Annotated in this window: 23 protein-coding genes; 13 read left to right on the plus strand and 10 right to left on the minus strand. The window is 65.2% G+C overall.

What is annotated here, in order from left to right; genetic code table 11:
• Positions 1 to 256, minus strand: a 256-nt coding sequence (locus tag Q319_RS0100005) for a hypothetical protein (RefSeq protein WP_029479662.1), incomplete at its 3' end; no start/stop codon positions are given.
• A gap of 213 nt (positions 257 to 469) precedes the next feature.
• Here Q319_RS0100005 and Q319_RS0100010 point away from each other — a divergent pair.
• From Q319_RS0100010 to Q319_RS0100020, 3 genes are read left to right on the plus strand one after another with little or no spacing between them, the layout of a single operon-like run.
• Positions 470 to 859, plus strand: coding sequence for a DUF3208 domain-containing protein (locus Q319_RS0100010; protein WP_156039105.1), 390 nt, complete (start codon positions 470 to 472; stop codon positions 857 to 859).
• Between the two features lie 36 nt (positions 860 to 895).
• The gene (locus Q319_RS0100015; RefSeq protein ID WP_029479664.1) at positions 896 to 1,102 is read left to right on the plus strand and encodes a hypothetical protein; all 207 of its coding nucleotides are present in this window, start codon (positions 896 to 898) and stop codon (positions 1,100 to 1,102) included.
• Positions 1,099 to 1,686, plus strand: coding sequence for a type 1 glutamine amidotransferase family protein (locus Q319_RS0100020; protein WP_156039106.1), 588 nt, complete (start codon positions 1,099 to 1,101; stop codon positions 1,684 to 1,686). The genes Q319_RS0100015 and Q319_RS0100020 overlap by 4 nt, the downstream gene beginning before the upstream one ends.
• A gap of 17 nt (positions 1,687 to 1,703) precedes the next feature.
• Here the strand turns inward: Q319_RS0100020 and Q319_RS0100025 are convergent, their stop codons facing one another.
• Together Q319_RS0100025 and Q319_RS0100030 are read right to left on the minus strand one after the other, a co-directional pair.
• On the minus strand, positions 1,704 to 2,549 hold the full coding sequence (locus tag Q319_RS0100025; RefSeq protein ID WP_029479666.1) for a PIG-L deacetylase family protein: 846 nt from the start codon (positions 2,547 to 2,549) through the stop codon (positions 1,704 to 1,706).
• Positions 2,550 to 3,037: 488 nt separating this feature from the next.
• Positions 3,038 to 3,271, minus strand: a complete 234-nt coding sequence (locus Q319_RS0100030; RefSeq protein ID WP_415814330.1) for a hypothetical protein — start codon at positions 3,269 to 3,271, stop codon at positions 3,038 to 3,040.
• A gap of 51 nt (positions 3,272 to 3,322) precedes the next feature.
• Here Q319_RS0100030 and Q319_RS0100035 point away from each other — a divergent pair, with 51 nt between their 5' ends.
• From Q319_RS0100035 to Q319_RS0100045, 3 genes are read left to right on the plus strand one after another with little or no spacing between them, the layout of a single operon-like run.
• On the plus strand, positions 3,323 to 3,940 hold the full coding sequence (locus tag Q319_RS0100035; RefSeq protein ID WP_029479668.1) for a ParA family protein: 618 nt from the start codon (positions 3,323 to 3,325) through the stop codon (positions 3,938 to 3,940).
• 10 nt (positions 3,941 to 3,950) lie between these two features.
• Positions 3,951 to 4,190, plus strand: coding sequence for a hypothetical protein (locus Q319_RS0100040; RefSeq protein ID WP_029479669.1), 240 nt, complete (start codon positions 3,951 to 3,953; stop codon positions 4,188 to 4,190).
• Positions 4,191 to 4,193: 3 nt separating this feature from the next.
• On the plus strand, positions 4,194 to 4,688 hold the full coding sequence (locus Q319_RS0100045) for a hypothetical protein (RefSeq protein WP_156039107.1): 495 nt from the start codon (positions 4,194 to 4,196) through the stop codon (positions 4,686 to 4,688).
• 73 nt (positions 4,689 to 4,761) lie between these two features.
• Here the strand turns inward: Q319_RS0100045 and Q319_RS0100050 are convergent, their stop codons facing one another.
• Complete coding sequence (locus Q319_RS0100050) at positions 4,762 to 5,709, minus strand: aldo/keto reductase family protein (RefSeq protein WP_029479671.1); 948 nt, start codon at positions 5,707 to 5,709, stop codon at positions 4,762 to 4,764.
• 94 nt (positions 5,710 to 5,803) lie between these two features.
• Entirely contained in the window at positions 5,804 to 6,778 is a 975-nt protein-coding gene (locus Q319_RS0100055) for a threonine ammonia-lyase (protein ID WP_029479672.1), read from the minus strand.
• A 36-nt stretch (positions 6,779 to 6,814) separates the two neighbouring features.
• On the opposite strand from Q319_RS0100055, the gene Q319_RS0100060 reads away from it, so the two are divergent.
• The 3 genes from Q319_RS0100060 (at position 6,815) to Q319_RS0100070 (ending at position 8,964) form a co-directional block, all read left to right on the plus strand.
• Positions 6,815 to 7,714 (plus strand): MBL fold metallo-hydrolase, encoded by a 900-nt coding sequence (locus tag Q319_RS0100060; protein WP_029479673.1) that lies wholly within the window; start codon positions 6,815 to 6,817, stop codon positions 7,712 to 7,714.
• 46 nt (positions 7,715 to 7,760) lie between these two features.
• Positions 7,761 to 8,402 carry a Dps family protein gene (locus Q319_RS0100065; protein WP_029479674.1) on the plus strand — a complete coding sequence of 214 codons (642 nt, stop codon included), beginning with the start codon at positions 7,761 to 7,763 and terminating at the stop codon, positions 8,400 to 8,402.
• A 70-nt stretch (positions 8,403 to 8,472) separates the two neighbouring features.
• Complete coding sequence (locus tag Q319_RS0100070; RefSeq protein WP_029479675.1) at positions 8,473 to 8,964, plus strand: DUF4385 domain-containing protein; 492 nt, start codon at positions 8,473 to 8,475, stop codon at positions 8,962 to 8,964.
• 4 nt (positions 8,965 to 8,968) lie between these two features.
• Here the strand turns inward: Q319_RS0100070 and mnmE are convergent, their stop codons facing one another.
• Entirely contained in the window at positions 8,969 to 10,291 is a 1,323-nt protein-coding gene (gene mnmE / locus Q319_RS0100075; protein WP_029479676.1) for a tRNA uridine-5-carboxymethylaminomethyl(34) synthesis GTPase MnmE, read from the minus strand.
• A gap of 48 nt (positions 10,292 to 10,339) precedes the next feature.
• A complete protein-coding gene (locus tag Q319_RS0100080) occupies positions 10,340 to 10,948 on the minus strand; it encodes a DUF4258 domain-containing protein (protein ID WP_051654972.1) in 609 nt (202 codons plus the stop codon).
• 367 nt (positions 10,949 to 11,315) lie between these two features.
• Between Q319_RS0100080 and Q319_RS0100085 the strand changes: the two genes are divergently transcribed.
• Positions 11,316 to 12,191, plus strand: a complete 876-nt coding sequence (locus Q319_RS0100085) for a GNAT family N-acetyltransferase (RefSeq protein WP_029479678.1) — start codon at positions 11,316 to 11,318, stop codon at positions 12,189 to 12,191.
• Between the two features lie 89 nt (positions 12,192 to 12,280).
• Here the strand turns inward: Q319_RS0100085 and uraH are convergent, their stop codons facing one another.
• Genes uraH through uraD form a run of 3 tightly spaced genes read right to left on the minus strand, consistent with a single transcriptional unit; the run spans position 12,281 to position 14,096 of the window.
• Positions 12,281 to 12,640: a hydroxyisourate hydrolase gene (gene uraH, locus Q319_RS0100090; RefSeq protein ID WP_029479679.1), complete on the minus strand. Its 360-nt coding sequence runs from the start codon at positions 12,638 to 12,640 to the stop codon at positions 12,281 to 12,283.
• Positions 12,640 to 13,533 (minus strand): factor-independent urate hydroxylase, encoded by an 894-nt coding sequence (gene pucL, locus Q319_RS0100095; protein ID WP_029479680.1) that lies wholly within the window; start codon positions 13,531 to 13,533, stop codon positions 12,640 to 12,642. The genes uraH and pucL overlap by 1 nt, the downstream gene beginning before the upstream one ends.
• Positions 13,534 to 13,547: 14 nt before the next feature.
• The gene (gene uraD, locus Q319_RS0100100) at positions 13,548 to 14,096 is read right to left on the minus strand and encodes a 2-oxo-4-hydroxy-4-carboxy-5-ureidoimidazoline decarboxylase (RefSeq protein ID WP_211252319.1); all 549 of its coding nucleotides are present in this window, start codon (positions 14,094 to 14,096) and stop codon (positions 13,548 to 13,550) included.
• A 302-nt stretch (positions 14,097 to 14,398) separates the two neighbouring features.
• Between uraD and dnaJ the strand changes: the two genes are divergently transcribed.
• The 3 genes from dnaJ (at position 14,399) to Q319_RS0100115 (ending at position 18,145) form a co-directional block, all read left to right on the plus strand.
• Positions 14,399 to 15,520 carry a molecular chaperone DnaJ gene (gene dnaJ / locus Q319_RS0100105; RefSeq protein ID WP_029479682.1) on the plus strand — a complete coding sequence of 374 codons (1,122 nt, stop codon included), beginning with the start codon at positions 14,399 to 14,401 and terminating at the stop codon, positions 15,518 to 15,520.
• A gap of 149 nt (positions 15,521 to 15,669) precedes the next feature.
• Positions 15,670 to 16,443 carry an META domain-containing protein gene (locus Q319_RS25260; protein WP_081845810.1) on the plus strand — a complete coding sequence of 258 codons (774 nt, stop codon included), beginning with the start codon at positions 15,670 to 15,672 and terminating at the stop codon, positions 16,441 to 16,443.
• Positions 16,444 to 16,549: 106 nt separating this feature from the next.
• Positions 16,550 to 18,145, plus strand: coding sequence for a carboxylesterase/lipase family protein (locus tag Q319_RS0100115; RefSeq protein WP_081845811.1), 1,596 nt, complete (start codon positions 16,550 to 16,552; stop codon positions 18,143 to 18,145).
• The last annotated feature ends 38 nt before the right edge of the window (positions 18,146 to 18,183 follow it).

Genomic DNA, 18,183 nt, shown 5'->3' on the forward strand with positions numbered 1-18,183 from the left:
CATCCACCTTGAAAGCGGCCACCACGGCAGGAATCGGACAACCGAAGATCAGCAGGGTCAAGATGATGAACACCACATGGACATCAGTTTTGAGGCCATACAGTGGCGTCCCATACGTCTGGGTGAAGGTTTTCTTGCACTGGTGGCAGCGGTAGCGTTGATCTGCCTTGGAGTGAACGCCAACTTTGGTTGGCGTCGGGCAGAACGGGCAGGGCGGCGTACATTGAGCGGGCCGGGCGGCTTTGGTTGTCTTCACACACTCCAGATACCAGCCCGGCCCTCTTTTTGGCTACTCCACGCTGTCCTGTGGCCCTACCGGAATTCCCATAGATGAAGTTTAAACGTCGCGGTGGGCAGCGGGGCGACCTTGAATCTGTCCGTTGAATTGTGGGGGCGATCTGACGGGTTAAGACTTTTGCGCCTGTGCCATAAGCCCCCGCCCGCGCGCCGAGCGGGTATGCTGTGCGGCGTGAGTCCCACCGAACCGCAGGCCGGAGGCCGCGCCGCTATCCGACTGTTGCAAGGCTATATCTGGCACGCCCAGGACGCCGACGTTGACCTGGAGCATTTCCTGCCCCGTGAACTGGACCTGCCCACCCCCCCCGGTCTGGCCGAGCAGGAAAGCGCCCATGTGCTGTGGGACACGGTCAATCCGCCCTTTGCCTTTTTCGAGAACGGCGATCCCACCGCTTCCCAGATCTTTTACCAGTTCACGGTGCTGCGCGTGTACGACGAGCGCCCCGACAACACCGAACTGCACGAGGACGCCGCAGCAGCCTCGCAGGCCCTGGGGCCGCTGCTGGACGGCACCCCCGAGGGCGTGGGCTGGCAGCTCTGGGAGGACCTGAGAGAGCTGTGATGTCTGGGCAGAAACTGTGATGGATGGGCGAGCGCTGTGATCGGCTGGCTCGATCTGCTGACCGAGGGGGATACCCACCCGCGTCGCTTTGACGGCCCGGCCAGTCTGCGCCCCTACCTGCTGCGAATCGAACGCCTCTCGGAGGAAGCCGCCGACGCGCTGATCAAGGATGGCCACGTCGCCCCGCCTCTGGCCCGCCGGGAGTACCGGCTGCGGCCCCTGGTCCCCTCTACCTCGCCGTGAGTGACTCCGGGGTGCAGTCCGCAGAGCAGGAAACTGGCGGTCCCATCGTCGCCATTCCCGTCTACGCGGGCGTCAGCGAACTGGAACTGGGCATCATGGTCACGGTCTGCCGCTTGTGCGGCGGCGAGGGCGCGGCCATGACGGTCAACCGCTCGCGTGCCAGCATCGTGACCGCCGGGGGACTGGTCAGCACGCCGCATGTGCTGTACGCCGCCCTGCCCGAGCCTGCTGCACTGCTGCTGCCCGGCGGCCCCGGAGCTTTAAAGGCGGCCCGCGATCCACTGCTCAAAACCTTTCTTCTTGCCCATGCCGCCCTGCCCATCGGCGCAAGCGGCAGCGGCCTGTTGCTGCTGGGCGAGGCTGGCGTGCTGACCGGGCGAGAGGTGGGCGGCCCGGCAGATCTGGCCGACACCCTATGGGGCCACGGCGCAGGCGACGTGCATGCGGGCGAGGTGTGGACCGACGCACAGCTTTGCACCACGCCGGGCGGCTTTCCGGCCCTGCACGCTGCCCTGCATGTCGCCGCTGCCGTCTGGGGCGTAGAGGCGGCGGCAGACGCGGCGCGGCGGCTGGGGACGCTGTAGGTCAATCTGGGCCGGGTTCAGTCCAGCCCTTCGCCCCCCGCCACACCGTCGAACAAGCCCTTCAGGGGCCAGTTGCGAATGGGTGTGCGCGTGCCGCCAATGCTGAAGTTCTCGTAGCCCAGCATGCGGGTTTCCATCTCGTCGCGCTCCTCTTGCGACATCTGGCCCAGGCGGCTGTCCGGCCCCATCTGGGTGCCGTGCGCGGCCAGCCCTGCTTTCTTGTTCTCGCGGTAGGGGCTGACATCCATGCTGACGGCGATGGTGCTGTCGGACACGCCGTAGACCTCTGGATCGAGATCGGTGCCCATGCGTGCCAGACCCTTGGCGGCCTCCACGTTCAGGGCCGTGAAATACAGCCGCTGCGGCCCCCCGTAGGGCAACACGCCCGTGCTGAAGAAGGCGGCGGTGGCGGCCCGGTTGATCTGGAGGTGATCGATGTGGCCGTACCCGCCGTGCGGATCGAAGGTCACCAGCACCTGCGGCTGATATTCCGCGATCACGGCGCGCAACTTGACCTCGATCTCCAGCGGAGTCACATTCATCATTGCCAGCGGATCGTCGTAGCGGGTGCGCTCGAAGCGGCCCGAGTCGTGGAAGTCCAGAAAGACGGGTTCAGGGATTTCCAGCGCCTTGCACGCCTCGCGCAGCTCATGTTCACGCTGCTGGCCCAGGTCGTCCACGGTCATCCCTGGCACGGTGATCTTGCCCGCCTCGCCCCGGTTGGCGCAGACCAGTTGCACGCGCACACCCTTGCGCGCGTAATGCGTCAGCGTGCCGCCTACGGAAAATGCCTCGTCGTCGGGATGGGCGAAAACGGCCATCAGGGTGGGTTCGTTGCCAGTCGAATCGTGTGAGTCGCTCATGCCCCGGAGTCTAGTGCGGGAACGCGCCCAGCCCGCGCAACGTATCTGAAAGCATGAAGCCGTCTCCAGAATCCGGCTCGCGTCGCGCGGGCTGGCCGCTCAGGCAAACGCCACCGCTTGTGCCATCCGGTCCGCTGTGGCTCTCTGTCCTGAAGGAGACGCTCAGAGACGCGGTGTATGCCGTGATGGACACCCTGAATTTCTTCGCCTTTGACGGCTGGTGGCACGCCAGAGGCAAGCCCCAGTATCGGCCCACCCGGCGCAGGCGTTTATTCGATGCGAAATGCCCTCAGCTCTCTCTGGGCCGTGTTCCGCGCCCTGTTCCTGGGAGTGATCGGTCAGCCGGATGGCGGCAGCGAGCCAGAAGCTCAGGCCAGAAAGGCCCGCCAGAGGGTGCACGTGCAGGAAAATCGGTCCAGCGGTCCCCTCCAGACCCTTGGGACGCTGATCCGCACAGTTTTCTACGCCGCCATTCATCAGCCTGACAGTCAGCCCCAGGACGGCGAGGACTCTCCAGCATCCAGGCGCAAACCGCGCAAATAGAAGTCCCACACGGCGTCCGGCCAGGTCTGGTAGATCAGGCGGCGGTTGGGTACGTCGGCGGCCTCCAACGCCTCCCCGATGGCGCGGTAAAAGCGGCTGCCCTGCTGTTTCATCGCCAGCGCCGTCCAGTACACCTCGGCGGCCATCAGCGTTTCCAGGCGTTCGGCGTCCATATCCATGCCCCCATCATGCCTGACGCAACCCGGCGGCCCGTCTGCTACGCTCCCTCCATGCCCCGCGTCCTTGCCATCACGTCCGAGAAGGGAGGCGTGGGCAAAAGCACGCTGGCGGTTCATCTGGCCGGAGCCTTCACCGAGCGCGGCCTGTCCACCGTTCTGATCGACGAGGACGGGCGCGTGGGCAGCAGCCTGCGCTGGGCCGAGCGTGCTGGAGAAGCTGGCCTGAGTTTTCCCGTGCTGACCCCGGACGATGTAAAACCCAAGAAACTGGCCGCCGCCGATGCCGTCCTGATCGACACCGAGGGCCGCCCCAAACGCAAGGAACTGCGCCGCCTTTCCGAACGCGTGGACCTGATCCTGGTCCCATCTGGCGTGAGTGCGCTGGAACTGGACTCCACCCGCGAACTGCTGGACTTCTTGCTGGAGGCGGGCGATGTGGGCCGCAAAACCCGCATCGTCCTGACCCGTGTGCCGCCCGTGGGCCACGCCGGAGAGGACGCCCGCGAGAACCTGCGCGACGAGGGCCTGACCGTCTGCAACACCCTCGTGCGGCAGTACGCCGCTTACCAGAAGGCTGCCGAACTGGGCACGCTGGCCCGAGACGTGCGTGACACCCGCGCCGCTGTGGCCTGGGCCGACATCCTGGCCCTGTCGCGGGAACTGCTGTGAGGGCTGGCTAGTGCCCCGCTTCGAGTATCTGGACGGTCAGAAAAAGAAGAAGATCAAACTCCGCAAAGCCGCCCCCGCACCCGATGGCCGCCACAAGGGCGAATCTGGCGAACGCGTGGAAGTCGTCTACATCCGCAAGGAGACGTTGCGGGCCGTATGGCGCGAGGTCCGGCGTGACGGCGACACCGCCGAGAGCGTCAGCGAGCTGGTGGAAGACCTGTTGCTGGCGTGGCTGCGCGAACGGGCGTAAACGGTGACTCCGCTTCAGCGCAAGGCGGCACGTATCGCGGGGTTGCTCGTGGCTCTTATTTTTATCGTCCCAGGCGTCATTCACCCGCTTCAGAACCATCCCCTTGATCTGGTCAATCTGATCTTCCACGAGGCGGGCCACGTTCTGCTGATCTGGGCGGGTGAAACGGTCATGCTGCTGGGCGGCAGCCTGTTCCAACTGCTGATTCCTGCCGTCTGTATCGCCGCTTTCCTGCTGCGTGGGGACCGCTACGCGGCGGGCATCGTGACGCTGTGGCTGGGGCAATCCTTCGCGGGGGTGTCCGCCTACATCCGCGACGCGCCCACCCGCAATCTGGACCTGATTACAGGCGATCCCGATACCCATGACTGGTGGCAACTGCTGGGTGGCTGGGACGCGCTGAATCTGGCCGAACCGCTGGGCCGGGTGGTCTTTTTCCTGGCGCTGGCCTCGGTGATCGTCGGCGCGGCTCTGGCGTTGTGGGACGACGTGCGCTGAATCGCCAGACCTGTGCATGACAGCAAAAAGCCCCCTCCACGCGGGAAGGGGCAACAGAGGATTCTTTCGCCGCTTACGCCGGGTTCAGAATTTCCTCGATCTTCTGCTGCACGTCGTCGCTGAGGCGCACGCCGCCCGCTTTCACGGTGTCCTGAATCTGGGAAACCTTGGTGGCCCCGGTGATCACGCTGCTGACCCCCGGCTGGCGCAGCAACCATGCCAGCGCCAGTTGCGCCCGGGTGATGCCCAGATCGTCGGCAATCGGCTTCAGGTCCCGCACCTTCTGAATGTTCTCTTCCGTCAGGAAGTTCTTGCCCCAGTTTTCCTTCTCGGTCAGGCGTGCGCCCTCAGGTTTGCCGTCGTCGTACTTGCCGGTCAGCAGGCCCATCGCCAGCGGACTCCAGACCACCAGACCGATGCCCGCACTCGCCGTGTAGGGCAGGATTTCCTTCTCCACGCGTTCGCGGCGCATCATCGAGTATTCCGGCTGCTCGGTCACGGGGCCGTGCAGACCGTTGGCGCGGGCAAATTCTGCGGCCTGGGCAATCCGTGCGGCGGGCCACATGGAGGTGCCCCAGTACATGGCCTGACCGTTGCGGACCACCTGATCAAAGGCCATCACGATTTCTTCCATCGGCACGTCGGGGTCATAGCGGTGGGCGAAATAGATGTCCAGATAATCGGTTTCCAGACGCTTGAGGGTCTTGCCGATGCTTTCCAGCACATGCTTGCGGCTCAGGCCCCGGTCATTGACGTCGTCGCTCATGGGCCAGAAGACCTTGCTGGACAGCACCAGCGTGTGCCGGGGCAGTTCCTTGAGGACCGCGCCCATCAGTTCCTCGCTGCGGCCCTTGGCGTAAATGTCGGCCTGATCGAAGAAATTCACGCCGCCCTCGTAGGCCGCCGTCACGATATCGCGCACCATCTTCTGATCGTCCACGCCCACGCCGTAGGTTTCCCAGCCGCCCAGCGCGACTTCACTGACTTTCAGACCACTCCTGCCCAGATTCCGGTATTCCATAAGTTGCTACTTTAACTCTTAAAGCATGGAGTGAGGCCAGATTCAAAGTTGGGTGAAGGATTCGGGGTCGGGAACGGGTGGGGAAAAACCCGATTTACGTCCCTTCTTCCCCTAGCAATTCCACCAACAACTCCACGTCCAGATTGCCGCCGCTGACCACTGCCACCACCGGGCCAGGGCCGAAGTCGTACCCGCCGTACAGGGCCGCCGCCACCGTCACTGCGCCGCTGGGTTCGGCTATCAATCGGGCGCGCAGGGCCGTGTCGCGCACCGCCCGCCGCATCTGCACCTCGCTGACCGTCACGATGTCATCCACATGGGCGCGGATGTGTTCCCAGGTCAGCTCGCCCAGTGTCGTCACGCGCAGGCCGTCGGCCAGGGTGCGGGCCACCTGCGCCGGTTCCCAGTTCACACGCTGCCCGGCCCGCAGACTGGCCTGCGCGTCCGCCGCCAGTTCGGGTTCGACACCGATCACGCGCACATCCGGGCGCTGAGATTTGATGGCGATGGCCACCCCCGAAATCAGTCCGCCGCCGCTGACGGGAACCAGCACCGTGCCGACTGTGGGCAGATCCTCCAGAATCTCCAGCCCCACCGTTCCGGCCCCGGCGATGATGTGCGGATCATCGTAGGGCGGCACTGGGGTCAGACCGCGCTCCGTCGCAAGTTCTCTGGCTCTGGCGGCCCTTTCCTCGCTGGCGTTGCCCACCAGCACGATTTCCGCGCCGCACGCACGGGTGGCGGCCAGCTTGGTCTGCGGCGCACCGGAAGGCATGACCACCACCGCCGGAATACCCAGCGCCCGCGCCGCATAGGCCACGGCTCCGGCGTGGTTGCCGCTGGAATGGGCGACGACGCCTCTGGCCCGTTCATCAGCCGTCAGCGACAGCAGCTTGTTGAAGGCCCCGCGCAACTTGAAAGCCCCAGTGGGATGCAGGTTCTCGGCCTTGAGCCACAGTTCCTCGTTGGGAAAGGCGATGAGCGGTGTGCGGCCCACCCAGCCGTTCAGGCGGGTCTGGGCGGCCTGAATGTCGGCCAGGGTGACGAGCATTTCGGCATTGAGGGTCATGGGTGCGCCTCCTGCCTCCACGCTACCCTGTCTGCCATGTCCCTGATTGCCCTGGCCCCCGGCGTCCTCTACTTTCCCGGCGCGGTGAACAGTTTCGTGGTGGTGGGCCGGGGAACGGACGCGCTGCTGGTGGATACCGGCCTGGACGACTCGCACGCGCGCAAGCTGCTGCGGGCGGTGGCAGAGGCGGGCCTGACGCCCAGCGGCATCCTGAACACCCACAGTCATGCGGACCACCACGGCGGCAATGCGTTTATCCTGGAGCGTTTTCCTGAGCTGAAAGTCTTTGCCCCACCGCTGGAAGACGCCATCATCACTCACCCGATTCTGGAGCCGCTCACGCTGTTCGGCGCACGCCCGCCGCGCGAGTTGCAGAACAAATTCCTGCTCGCGCCGCCCAGCCCTGCCCGACTGGCTCCTGAGCCGGGTCTGTGCCGCATCGGTGGGGCCGACATCGAGCTGATCGAGGTGGCCGGGCACGCCTCCATGATGTACGCCGTGCGCGTGGGCGAGGTCCTGTACGCCGCCGACGCGCTGTTCGGCCCGGAGGCACTGAATAAACACCCGCTGACCTTCTGCGCCGATTCGGCGTTGCAAAAGCAGAGTGCCGCGAAACTGGCGGAACTGGAGGGCGTTCGCACCGTGCTGCCGGGCCACGGCGATCCATCAGATGATTTAACTGGAATGGTGGCCTTCAACCTCGCCTCCTATGAACGGACGACTGAGGCGGTGTTGGATGCGGTGAAGGGGGGAGAGGCCAGCATCGACGAACTGCTGGCTCGCGTCTGCGGCGCACTAAATGTCGAGATGACCAACGCCGGGGCTGTCCTTCTCAACCGTGCGGTGGTCAGCGCCCATCTGACCGAACTGCTGGAATCCGGGCAGGTGGAGATGAAGGTTCTGGGCAACAAACTCATCTTCGGCGCACAAGGGTAAAGAAACACGCATGGCCCGCACCCGTGCGGCGGGGGTAGCGTGGGGTATGACCAAGAAGAGCAAGACCGATCCCTCCAGCCCCAGCAAGGCCAGCAAAAGCGCCGCCGATCAGGCCAGCAAGGCCAAAGCTGCCAAGCCCGGCGTGACCCCCGGCGGTGAATCCAAGGCCGACGCTGCCCATCTGGACACCCCGTTCAACGCCTTGGTGGACCACAACTACCTGACGGAGAGCGAGTTCGACACCGTGGCCGAGACGCTCCAGCGCAACCTCGCCACCACCATTACTCTGTACCTGAAGTTCAAGAAGTACCACTGGGACATCCGGGGCCGCTTCTTCCGCGATCTGCACCTGGCCTACGACGAATTCATTGAGGAAATCTTCCCCGGCATCGACGAGCAGGCCGAGCGTCTGGTGGCCCTGGGCGGCAGCCCCATCGCCGCACCCAGCGATCTGGAGCGCTTCAGCGTGGTCAAGGTGCCCACCGAAACCGTGCGCGACGCTCGCGCCCAGGTGGCCGATCTGGTCAGTGACCTGACCCGCGTGTCCAGGGGCTTCCGCGACGACAGTCAGACGGTGGACGAGGCCAACGATCCCGCCACTGCCGATATGTATAACGGCTACGCGGGCACCATCGACAAGATTCGCTGGATGCTCCAGGCGATGATGGACGACGACCGCATGAACTGAAGTTTGAATGATTGAAAGTGGGTTACTGGTTAAGTCCGGTGGCCCATTTTTTCGTCTGTGAGGAGGGGAAATGCCCAAATTCGACTATGACCTGAACTACGCCGAACTCGATCTGCGTGCCCAGCCCGAGCTGTACCGCGTGGGCCGGGGCGAACAGGGTGTCCTGCTGGTGCAGCCATACAAGGGTGAGATTCTGCCCCACTGGCGGTTCGTCACGCCGGACGCCGCCCAGGAAAGCAGCGAGGCAATCTATTCCATGTTCGAGAAGTATCTGAAAGACGGTGATTTTGTCGGCGCAGACATGGCCCGCAAGTTTTTGCAGATGGGCTTTACCCGTGCCCGCCGCTACGCCAACCACAAGGGCGGCAAGAAATACGACGGTCCTGTCCCCGACGATAAAAAAGGCCAGAGTGGCGCGCACGGACGGGCCGAGTTGCCCCGCCAGCCCGAGGACCCCGTGAAAGCCGAGTCCGCCCGCATCTTCAAGGCGAAATGGGATGAGGCGGAGGCGAACGAGGAATACGCGCGTCTGAAGAAGGAACACCGCACAAAGTACGGCTGACCCTTTATTTCCCCACGCAGAAGTTGCGGAACACGGCGTCCACCACATCCTCCTGCACGTCCTGCCCGGTGATCTCGGCCAGGACACGCAGGGCTTCTTCCAGCTCGTACCCTGCCAGATCGTCGGGGAGGGTCTGCGCGGCCTGCACATGGCCCAGCGCCCGCCGCGCCGCGTCCGCCTGTCGCTCGGTGGTCAGCCATGCCTCGCCGCGTGCTGCGTCTCCCAGCAGGGCCATCCGCACCGCCTCGCGCAACTGGGGGAGGCCAGCGCCCGTCACCGCGCTCACGTCCAACGACTCCAAATCGGTCCACGCGGCGGGCAGATCAGCCTTCGTTCTGAGCCGGATAACGCGGGCGGGCGTGCCAGTCACGTCCAGCGGCAACTCCTCGCGCATTGTGCTGCCGTCCTCTAAAACCAGCACCAGATCGGCAGCTTCGGCCAGTGCCCGTGCCTGCCTCACGCCCGCCGCCTCGATCTCGTCCACCGTTTCGCGCAGGCCCGCCGTGTCCACCAGCGTCACGGGCACGCCTGCCAGCTCCAGCCCGGCTTCCAGATAGTCGCGGGTGGTGCCGGGTGTGGGCGTCACGATGCTGCGCTCGAAGCCCACCAGGGCGTTCAGCAGGCTGCTTTTCCCGGCATTGGGCCGCCCGATCAGGGCCAGCCGTGCGCCGCGCGTGCTGACCTGTCCGGCACGCGCGCTGGCGAGCAGGGCCTCCAACTCGGCCTGGGCCTGGGCCAGCGGTTCGGCGCGGTCCTCGTCCGGCACGCCTTCTTCCGGGTAATCGAGCATGGCCTGGATGGCGGCCAGGGCGCGGATCAGTCCAGCAGCCACCCGCGACACCCGCGCGCCCAGCGCCCCGGACAGACCCAGGCTGGCCTGCCGCCGCGCGCCGTCGGTCTGGGCTTCCACCAGCCCCAGCACGGCCTCGGCCTGCGCCAGATCCAGGCGGCCCGCCAGATACGCCCGCAGGGTGAATTCGCCGGGCCGCGCCGGACGTGCGCCCAGTTCCAGCGCCCGTGCCAGCACGCGACTCAGCACTGCCGGGCTGCCGTGCGATTGCAGTTCCACCACATTCTCGCCCGTGTAACTGCGTGGTTCCCGGAACACCAGACACAGCCCCTCGTCCAGCACCTCGCCGTCGTCGGCAATCAGTTCGCCAAAGAGAAAACGCCCACCCGCCGTTCTGGAGGGTGCGCGCTTGCCCTTAAATACGCCGTCTGCCACGTTCAACGCGTCCGGCCCGCTGACCCGCACGATGCCCACGCCCGCGCTGCCGGGGGCGGTGGCGATGGCGGCGATGGTGTCGGACAGGCCAGAACGGGTCACGGGGCCAAGGGTAGCAGGGGGGAGGGGGATCTGGAGTTCGTCAGGCTCTCAGCGTTTCCAACGTCCCCGCCCGCGCGCCCCCGCCTTTGCCCCTGGCGTGCTGGTGCGGACCCTGATCTGCTCGTCGTCGTAGCGCAGCATCACGGCCAGCCTCGCGCGGCTGATGATGTGGTGCGGGTGCCTGGGCACGAAGGCCGTTACGATGTCCAGATGTCCATCCCGATGATACTGCACCACCACATGCAGCGGCAGGGCCACGCCGCAGGCTTCAAAGGAGCCGTGAACCAGCCAGCGCCGGTCTTCCGGGTACACCGCCCGCACGCGCCCGCACAGCAGCACATCGATAATGTCGTGTTCCAGAAAGCCCTCGGCGCGGGCGTGGCCGATGGCGTGTGGGCACAGGTGATAGTGCGCGTCGTACACGGCGTCACGCAGCCGGGCGTGGGCGCGCGACAGGCTGAAATCGTCGGTGGCGATTCCGGCCAGCTCCACCTCGCGCTGGGGCTTGACCGGGGCCGGGCGGACCGCGCGGGCGGGCAGAGGCGTGGGGGCGCGGCGGGCCGCCTTCTCGGCGCGCGACAACTGGGCACGCAGGGCCAGCAGATCGGTTCCGGTCTGGACCTCGGCCAGCAGGGACTTCTGCGGCGCGGCGGGCACGCTGTGGCGGCCTCCCTGACGGTTGTGGTTGATCCCAAGCGGCTTGCTGGACTGTTTGGTCACGGCGAACACCTCCGAAAAAACGTTCCCGCCTCCCTGCCCTCAGTCCTTTTTGTCGGGTCAAGCTGCTGACCTGCATCCCCCAAAAAAGAAAAGGCCCCTCAAACACGGCTTCGTGTCTGGGAGGAGGCAGGCGTCGTACCCTGTTCAGGGCATGCGCCCAGCATAGCACGGCGCGGCAAAAAAGGGCGTGACGCACTCGGCAGACAGCGCACCATTCCGCCTCCTAGGCTGGGAGGTAGCACCTCAACCTGCCGCCAGAACCTGCCGCCAATCCGCATCGCCTTTCCGCACGGAGGACACCCCCATGATCCGTTCCATGCAGGCCACCGATATTCCCGACGTTCTCGCGCTGCTGCACTGGATGGACGCGGCCCCCGAACGCGAGGTCTTTGCCCCCGATTCCCGTGACCCACGCGAACTGCATCTGGAGTGCGAGGAGGGGTTGTGTCTGGTCGAGGAGGATGACGACGGCGTGCGCGCCTACTGCGCCCTGTCGCCCTTCCGCGACGGTCTGGTGCTGGAAGGCCCCATTGCCGAGAATGCTGGCAGCGAGGGCGGCTCGATGAAGGCCCTGCTGGGCCGCGCCGTGCAGCACACCGACGGTCAGCCGGTGTACGCCTTCAGCGCCCGCGACAATCTGCCCGTGCGGGCCGCGTTGGAGAAGGCGGGATTTGCACCCCTGCACAGCACCGCCTTCTATTCTGCGCCGCTGGCCCAGATCTCGCGTGGTGCCCGTGTGCCGGACGGAATGCGGACCACGGACAGCCTGCCCATCGCCGAGTACCGCGCCCTGTACCGCGCCGCCGAGGACGCCTGGGCCGGACGCCTGGACTGGACCCCCGAGCAGTACGCCGCCCACTTTGCCGACGACACCGTGCGGCTGGTGGCCCTGTGGCGCGGCAACCATCCGGTGGGTTTTGCCGAGCTGGAATTCAGCCCGGACGACGCCCGCGCCGACGTGACGTATCTGGCGGTCCACCCCGCCGAGCGCGGGCAGGGCCTGGGCCGCGTGCTGCTGGCCCTGGCCGCCGCCGAGGCCCAGAGCCATCCCGAGTTGCGGACCCTGCGCGTGCGCGCCCACGATCACCTGCACTCCGCCCGCACCCTGTACGCCCGCATGGGCTTCACCCACTGCCGCAGCATGGTGACCTACCTGCTGGACGGGGATGAGGAGGCGTAGGTTTCTGCCTTTCAGCATCAAGATTAAGCAGAACAAAGCCGCCCGGAGCTGGTCTCGCGGGCGGCTCTGCTGAATTTGAGGGCTGAAGCTCAGCTTCCCCGGTAGGTGCTGTAGGACCACGGCGTCATCACCAGCGGAACGTGGTAATGCGCGTCCGGGTTGCCCACCGTGAAGCGCAGCGTCACCACGTCCAGAAAGGGTGGATCGGTGGCCGCGTCGAAATCAGAGAAGTAGTCGGCCACATGAAAGGTCAGCTCATAGGTGCCGCTCTGGAGGCTGCCGCGCTCGATCAGTGGGGCGTCGGTGCGTCCGTCCGCATTGGTGACCGCCTCGGCGAGCGGCTTGCGCGTCTCACCCTCGACGCGGTGCAACTGGACCGGAATGCCCTGCGCGGGACGGCCCCGCGCGGTGTCCAGGACGTGCGTACTCAGTCCGGCGTGTGCGCCCATCAAGCGCGCTCGACCCAGCCTTCCATCAGGCCGTAGGGTTCGGGATCGACGTGCATGATCTCCAGGTTGTTGTCCAGGTCGAAGCGGCCCAGGTTGTACTGGAGGTGGTGCATGTTGGGCATGCGGAACCAGATGCGCGAGATTTCCGGGCACAGCGACAGCACGGCCTCGCCCATCAGGTACAGCGTGTTCTGGAGGCTGGGCGAGTAGTGATCGGTCAGCGTTTCCTGAAGCTGCGTAAACACCTTTTCCCACACGGCGTCGTAGTCCACGTCATCGGTGTTGTACTCCCACCTGGCGGTCACGAAGGTGGCCATCACGCGCTCATGCGTTTCGGGCAGCGTGGTGAAACGCTCCTCCAGCAGGTAGTTTTCCCAGCCGCTCTCGGTGGTCTTCAGCACGTACAGCTCTGCGATGCCGGAGGTGACCTTGAACGCCTTGCCGTCCTCGCTCTCCACACGTCCGGTGCGCTTGGGCATCTGGCGCACGAAGGAGTGGTCATGGCCCTGACCGCCGACCTGTACGCGGTCCCACAGGTGTTCGGTGAATTCCATGAAGCCGCCAGTCACCCTGGGGCCAGTCTTGACGAAGTGCGCGATCAGTTCCTTGCCGAACACTTCGGGGCTGCTCGTGAAGCCTTCCTTGGCCAGCCCGTACACGGTGTTGCGGACGGTATCGGTGGCAACCAGTTCGGAGTTGTCGCCCTGGCTGTGCGCGGCATCGAAATCGCCAGTCATCGCCACGCGCACCTGCAATTCACGAATCTCGTGGCGCTTGCCGCCCCGGTTGATCTTCATCAGGTTAATTTCGGCCTTGCCGTAGTTGTTCTCGCCGAGTTTGACTTTCACGGTGGCCTTCTTGCCTGCATTGTTCTGGTCTGTGGTCTGCGTCATGTCGCTTCCTCCCCTTATTTCCCGTCGCCGTCGGCGATCAGGTCCAGAACGCGGAGCCGGGCAATCCGGCTGATCTCGTGCAGGGCGGCCTGCCTTTCCTGCTCGGGGGTGTTCGCCAGCCGCCGCCTGGCCCCCTCGAAGATGCTGTCTTTATCGTTTTCGCGCACGCAGACCACGTAGGGCAATTCAAATTTCTCGTGGTAGGCGTCGTTCAGCCGTCCGAACTCGGCAAATTCCTCGGGCGTCAAGCGGTCTAGACCCGCCGAAGCCTGCTCGTGGGCGCTCTCGGCGGTCAGTTCCCCGGCCAGCGCCGCCTTGCCCGCCAGATCCGGGTGGGCGCGGATCAGCCGCAGTTGCGCGCTCTCGGAGTCGGTCTGCACGGCGTCCTTGAAGGCGTCGGCCACCTCTTCGGCATTCTGAAATGGGCGCTGGGCGGCAGCGGCCTGGGCATACTGCGGCGAGTACTCCAGCACCCCGGCGAAGTAGTCGGTAAAGGCGTCGGCGCTCAGCGCGTTCACGGCTTCAAGGCTCAGCGGGGCGGTGTGGGCAGGACTTTGCGTCAAGAGATTCCTCCGGCGGGTGGGGCAGCAAAACTACTTAGATGACTAACTAATTGGACCTCTGCATCTTACGGATTCATGACCGGGGTGTCAAGCCGGGAATTTTTGGACCCAGTGCAGGCTGGCCTTGCCGTCACGCTCGAAAGTGGGGGCGGACTCCAGGCCCTGCTTCCTGATGCAGACCCGCGACTGCGCCGCGCCTACTTTTCCTGAGTGTGGTCATGTTAACCTATTGAGCGGAGGCCCGGCACCTCAGAGTCAGTGATGACGCCCCAAGATGAAGGCTGCCCGGCGGAATACGACACATGGATTATTACGAATTACTGGGCGTGACCAGAACTTCAAACGCCGACGAAATCAAATCTGCCTACCGCAAACTGGCCCTCAAGTACCATCCGGACCGCAACAAGGAAGAGGGCGCGCACGAGAAATTCGCCCAGATCAGCGAGGCATACTCGGTGCTGTCTGACGCCGAGAAACGCGCCCACTATGACCGCTTCGGCTCGGCTCCGGGGGCGAACATGCCTGGTGGCGATCCCTTCGGCGGCATGGGCGGCGCAGGCTTTGACCCGATGGACATCTTCGAGCAACTGTTCGGCGGTATGGCAGGCGGGCGCGGGCGGCGCGGCCCGGCACGCGGCGACGATCTGGAAACGGAAGTTCAGGTCACGCTGCTCCAGGCCCGCGCGGGCGAGGAAGTCGAGGTGGTCGTGGACCGCCTGACCGAGTGCGAACACTGCCACGGCAGCAAGACCGAACCGGGGGGCAAACCGCCCAAAACCTGTGCCACCTGTGGCGGCGCGGGAGCCGTGCGCGCCCAGGCCCGGACCATCTTCGGCGTGGTGGAAACCCAGCAAGCCTGCCCCACCTGTCGGGGCGAGGGCCAGATCATTCAGGACCCCTGCACCGTCTGTAAAGGGCGTGGCCGCACCCTGAAGGCCGAGAAAGTGGGTGTCAAGCTGCCGCGCGGCATCGACGAGGGCTACCGCATTCGCGTATCCGGCATGGGCAATGAGGGACCGGGAGGCAGCGGCGATCTGTACGTGCACATCGAGATGGAACCCCATCCAGCCCTGCGCCGCGAGCAGGAACACCTGATCTACCCGGCCCGCATCGGCTTTGCCAAGGCGGCGCTGGGCGGCCAGATCACGGTGCCCACGCTGGACGGCGAACAGGCCGTGGAGGTCAAGGCGGGCACCCAGTACGGTGAGTTGCACCGCCTGACCGGTCAGGGCATGCCCCGCTTGCAGGGACGCGGCAGCGGTGACCTGATCGTGGAATACGACGTGATCGTGCCGAAGCCCAAGGACCTGACCCCCGAGGCTCGTGAAGCGCTGCTGGCCTATGCCCGCGCCGTGGGGGACGAGGTCAACGAGAAGCACGAGGGCTTTTTCGACAAGGTGGGCAAGATTTTCAGAGGCGACTGAGCCAGGGATTTTCTTGCAGTGGACTCCGAGCCTTAGCCTGGAGTCCACCCTTTTTGGTCAAGTTCTGGTGAGAGGGGAGGTCACATCGCCGTCAGTCGGGCGGGCCAAGATGATGTTCGACACGCCCCGGCGTGAACTCTGGAAACGATATGAAACGAAGCCTTTTGACCCGCTGTATGATCCTCTGCGCCGCCCTGACCCTGACCACCGCCTCTGCCGCGCAGATCGCCGACGGCACCTGGACGCTGAGCCGCCTGAGCGACGCTGAGGGCACCGTCACCACGGGCGGCCTGGACGCGCCCACGCTGAAGCTGCTGGGCACCAGTATTTCCACCGCAGACGGCACGCAGGTTTCCGGGTCTGCCGGGTGCAATGTCTTTAGCACCTCCGGCATATTCGGAAACAATCTTCAGATGGGCGGCACCCTCAAACTCGGCCCGATTGCGGCCACGCGCAAGCTGTGCGCCGAGGCGCAGATGACGCTCGAAACGCGCTACCTGAACGTGCTGGCCCAGGCCCGCGCCTTCGTGCGGGTGGGCGATACATTGATTCTGACCTCTGGCACATCAAAGGCGGTGTTTACGTTGGGAAGCGAGATGGAAAAAAGGCTGCGGGCCACCTGGCGGCTGGTGGGCGGACAGGGCAACGAACCTCTGACCCTGACCTTCGGCGAAGGCGGACGCATGAGCGGCACCACGGGCTGCAACAACCTGATGGGCCAGTATGACGTCATGGACGGCGGGCTGACCTTCGGGCCGCTGGCGACCACCCGCCGCGCCTGTGCCGATCCCGCGCTGGCCGAGCAGGAGCAAGCGTTCCTGAAAGACCTTTCCGAAGTGACAAGTTATGAAGTCGCTGGCTCGATGCTCAAGCTGACCACCCGTTCCGGCAAGGTACTGGAGCTGGCGCGTCCGGTGAACTGAAACTAGAAAACTGAGGCGGGGCAGACGGTGGGCGTTCTATGCTGGCGGGAGAATTTATATCCGTTCAGCACAGCACCCACCGTCTTTTCTTCAGGAGGCCCACCCCATGCTCTGTCCATCCCGATTGCTGGCCCTGTCGGCCCTCGCCTTCCTGAGTCTTGCCCACGCCCAGCAGCCCGTCACGGTTCAGACGGACCAGGGGGCGGTTGTCGGTCAGCAGGCCGCCGCCCGCACTTTTCTGGGCATTCCCTACGCCGCGCCGCCCGTGGGCGAGCTGCGGTGGAAACCGCCCCAGCCTGCCGCCGCCTGGAACACGCCGCGCGACGCCAGTAAATTTGGCGGCGAGTGCGCGCAGACCGTGCTGGCGCTGTTCGCCCTGCCCGGCGAGACTCCCGGTGCGGTCAAGGGCCAGGAAGATTGCCTGTACCTGAACGTGTACGCGCCGAAGGGGGCCACCCCCGCCAGCAACCTCCCGGTGATGGTCTGGATTCACGGCGGGGCCTACACTGCCGGGTCCGCCAACGCCTATGACGGCAGCGTCCTGGCCGAGAAAAACAACATGCTGGTGGTCACGCTCAACTACCGTCTGGGCGCGCTGGGCTGGCTCTCGCTGCCTGCGCTGGGGGGTGAGGCAGGCGGTGGTCAGTCTGGCAACTACGGCCTGATGGACCAGCAGGCAGCGCTGAAATGGGTGCAGAGCAACATCACGGCCTTCGGTGGCGATCCCGCCAAAGTCACCATTGCCGGGGAATCGGCAGGCGGCATGAGCAACTGCGCGCATCTGGCCTCGCCCGCCTCTGCCGGACTGTTCCGGGGCGCGATCATCCAGAGCGGGCTGTGTACCAGCCCCGGCAACAGCGTCACCCTGGCCGACGCACAGAACCGCAACCAGAAGTACGCCTCGAATCTGGGCTGCAAGGCCGACGATCTTGCCTGTCTGCGCGCCGCGCCTGTAGACAAACTGCTCTCCACTAAAGTCCCTGGCCTGCGCCCGGCAGCCAATCTGGTGTGGTCCCCGGTGTATGCCTCAAAGCTCCTGCCGCTGACATTGCGTGACGCCTTTACCACTGGGCAGTTCAACCGCGTGCCCGTCATGAACGGCACCAACCACGACGAGGGGCGGCTGTTTGTCTCGGTGGCCTCGCCAAATGGGAAACCGATCAGTCCGGTGGTGTACTGGGGCGGCACGGGTCTGACGGTGGGGGCCGCGAATACGACGAAGGTACTCAGGCAGTACCCGTACCGCAACTTCGGCACGCCCGCGCTGGCCTTTGCCACCATGTTCACCGACGCGGTGTTCAGTTGCCCGGCGCTGCGGGTGAATGCGGCGCTGTCGAAATACGTGCCCGTCTACGCCTTCGAGTTCAACGATCCGAACGCCGTCACCATCGTCAAGACCCCTGTGGATTTGCCGAGTTTGGGCGCGCACCACTCCAGCGGGCTGGCCTACGCCTTCCAGAGCAAGGTGGACGGTCTGGCCGACTTCGCCGATTTCACCCCAGCCCAGCGCCAGCTCTCGGACGCCTTCAGCGCGGCGTGGGTGGCGTTTATCAAAACTGGAAAGCCTGCCTCGGCGGACTGGAAGACCTTCGATCCTGCCCAGAACAACGTGCAGGTCTTCACGCCGGACGGGGTTCGGCCCAGCATCCTGTTTTCCAATGACCACCGCTGCAACTTCTGGCAGGAATTGGACTTGAAATAAGGGATACCCTTTCTGCGCCCCTCTTCTACCGGAGGGGC

Source organism: Deinococcus marmoris DSM 12784 (assembly GCF_000701405.1).
GTDB lineage: Bacteria > Deinococcota > Deinococci > Deinococcales > Deinococcaceae > Deinococcus > Deinococcus marmoris.

What these genes read in the sequence shown, in the direction of transcription:
- Q319_RS0100070 (WP_029479675.1), top strand. Translation starts at nt 8,473, where the DNA reads ATGCCCAAATTCGACTATGACCTGAACTACGCCGAACTCGATCTGCGT.
- Q319_RS0100050 (WP_029479671.1), bottom strand. Translation starts at nt 5,709, where the DNA reads ATGGAATACCGGAATCTGGGCAGGAGTGGTCTGAAAGTCAGTGAAGTC.
- Q319_RS0100060 (WP_029479673.1), top strand. Translation starts at nt 6,815, where the DNA reads ATGTCCCTGATTGCCCTGGCCCCCGGCGTCCTCTACTTTCCCGGCGCG.
- Q319_RS0100065 (WP_029479674.1), top strand. Translation starts at nt 7,761, where the DNA reads ATGACCAAGAAGAGCAAGACCGATCCCTCCAGCCCCAGCAAGGCCAGC.
- Q319_RS25260 (WP_081845810.1), top strand. Translation starts at nt 15,670, where the DNA reads ATGAAACGAAGCCTTTTGACCCGCTGTATGATCCTCTGCGCCGCCCTG.
- dnaJ (WP_029479682.1), top strand. Translation starts at nt 14,399, where the DNA reads ATGGATTATTACGAATTACTGGGCGTGACCAGAACTTCAAACGCCGAC.
- Q319_RS0100025 (WP_029479666.1), bottom strand. Translation starts at nt 2,549, where the DNA reads ATGAGCGACTCACACGATTCGACTGGCAACGAACCCACCCTGATGGCC.
- Q319_RS0100055 (WP_029479672.1), bottom strand. Translation starts at nt 6,778, where the DNA reads ATGACCCTCAATGCCGAAATGCTCGTCACCCTGGCCGACATTCAGGCC.
- Q319_RS0100115 (WP_081845811.1), top strand. Translation starts at nt 16,550, where the DNA reads ATGCTCTGTCCATCCCGATTGCTGGCCCTGTCGGCCCTCGCCTTCCTG.
- Q319_RS0100030 (WP_415814330.1), bottom strand. Translation starts at nt 3,271, where the DNA reads ATGGATATGGACGCCGAACGCCTGGAAACGCTGATGGCCGCCGAGGTG.
- uraH (WP_029479679.1), bottom strand. Translation starts at nt 12,640, where the DNA reads ATGGGCGCACACGCCGGACTGAGTACGCACGTCCTGGACACCGCGCGG.
- pucL (WP_029479680.1), bottom strand. Translation starts at nt 13,533, where the DNA reads ATGACGCAGACCACAGACCAGAACAATGCAGGCAAGAAGGCCACCGTG.
- Q319_RS0100085 (WP_029479678.1), top strand. Translation starts at nt 11,316, where the DNA reads ATGATCCGTTCCATGCAGGCCACCGATATTCCCGACGTTCTCGCGCTG.
- Q319_RS0100035 (WP_029479668.1), top strand. Translation starts at nt 3,323, where the DNA reads ATGCCCCGCGTCCTTGCCATCACGTCCGAGAAGGGAGGCGTGGGCAAA.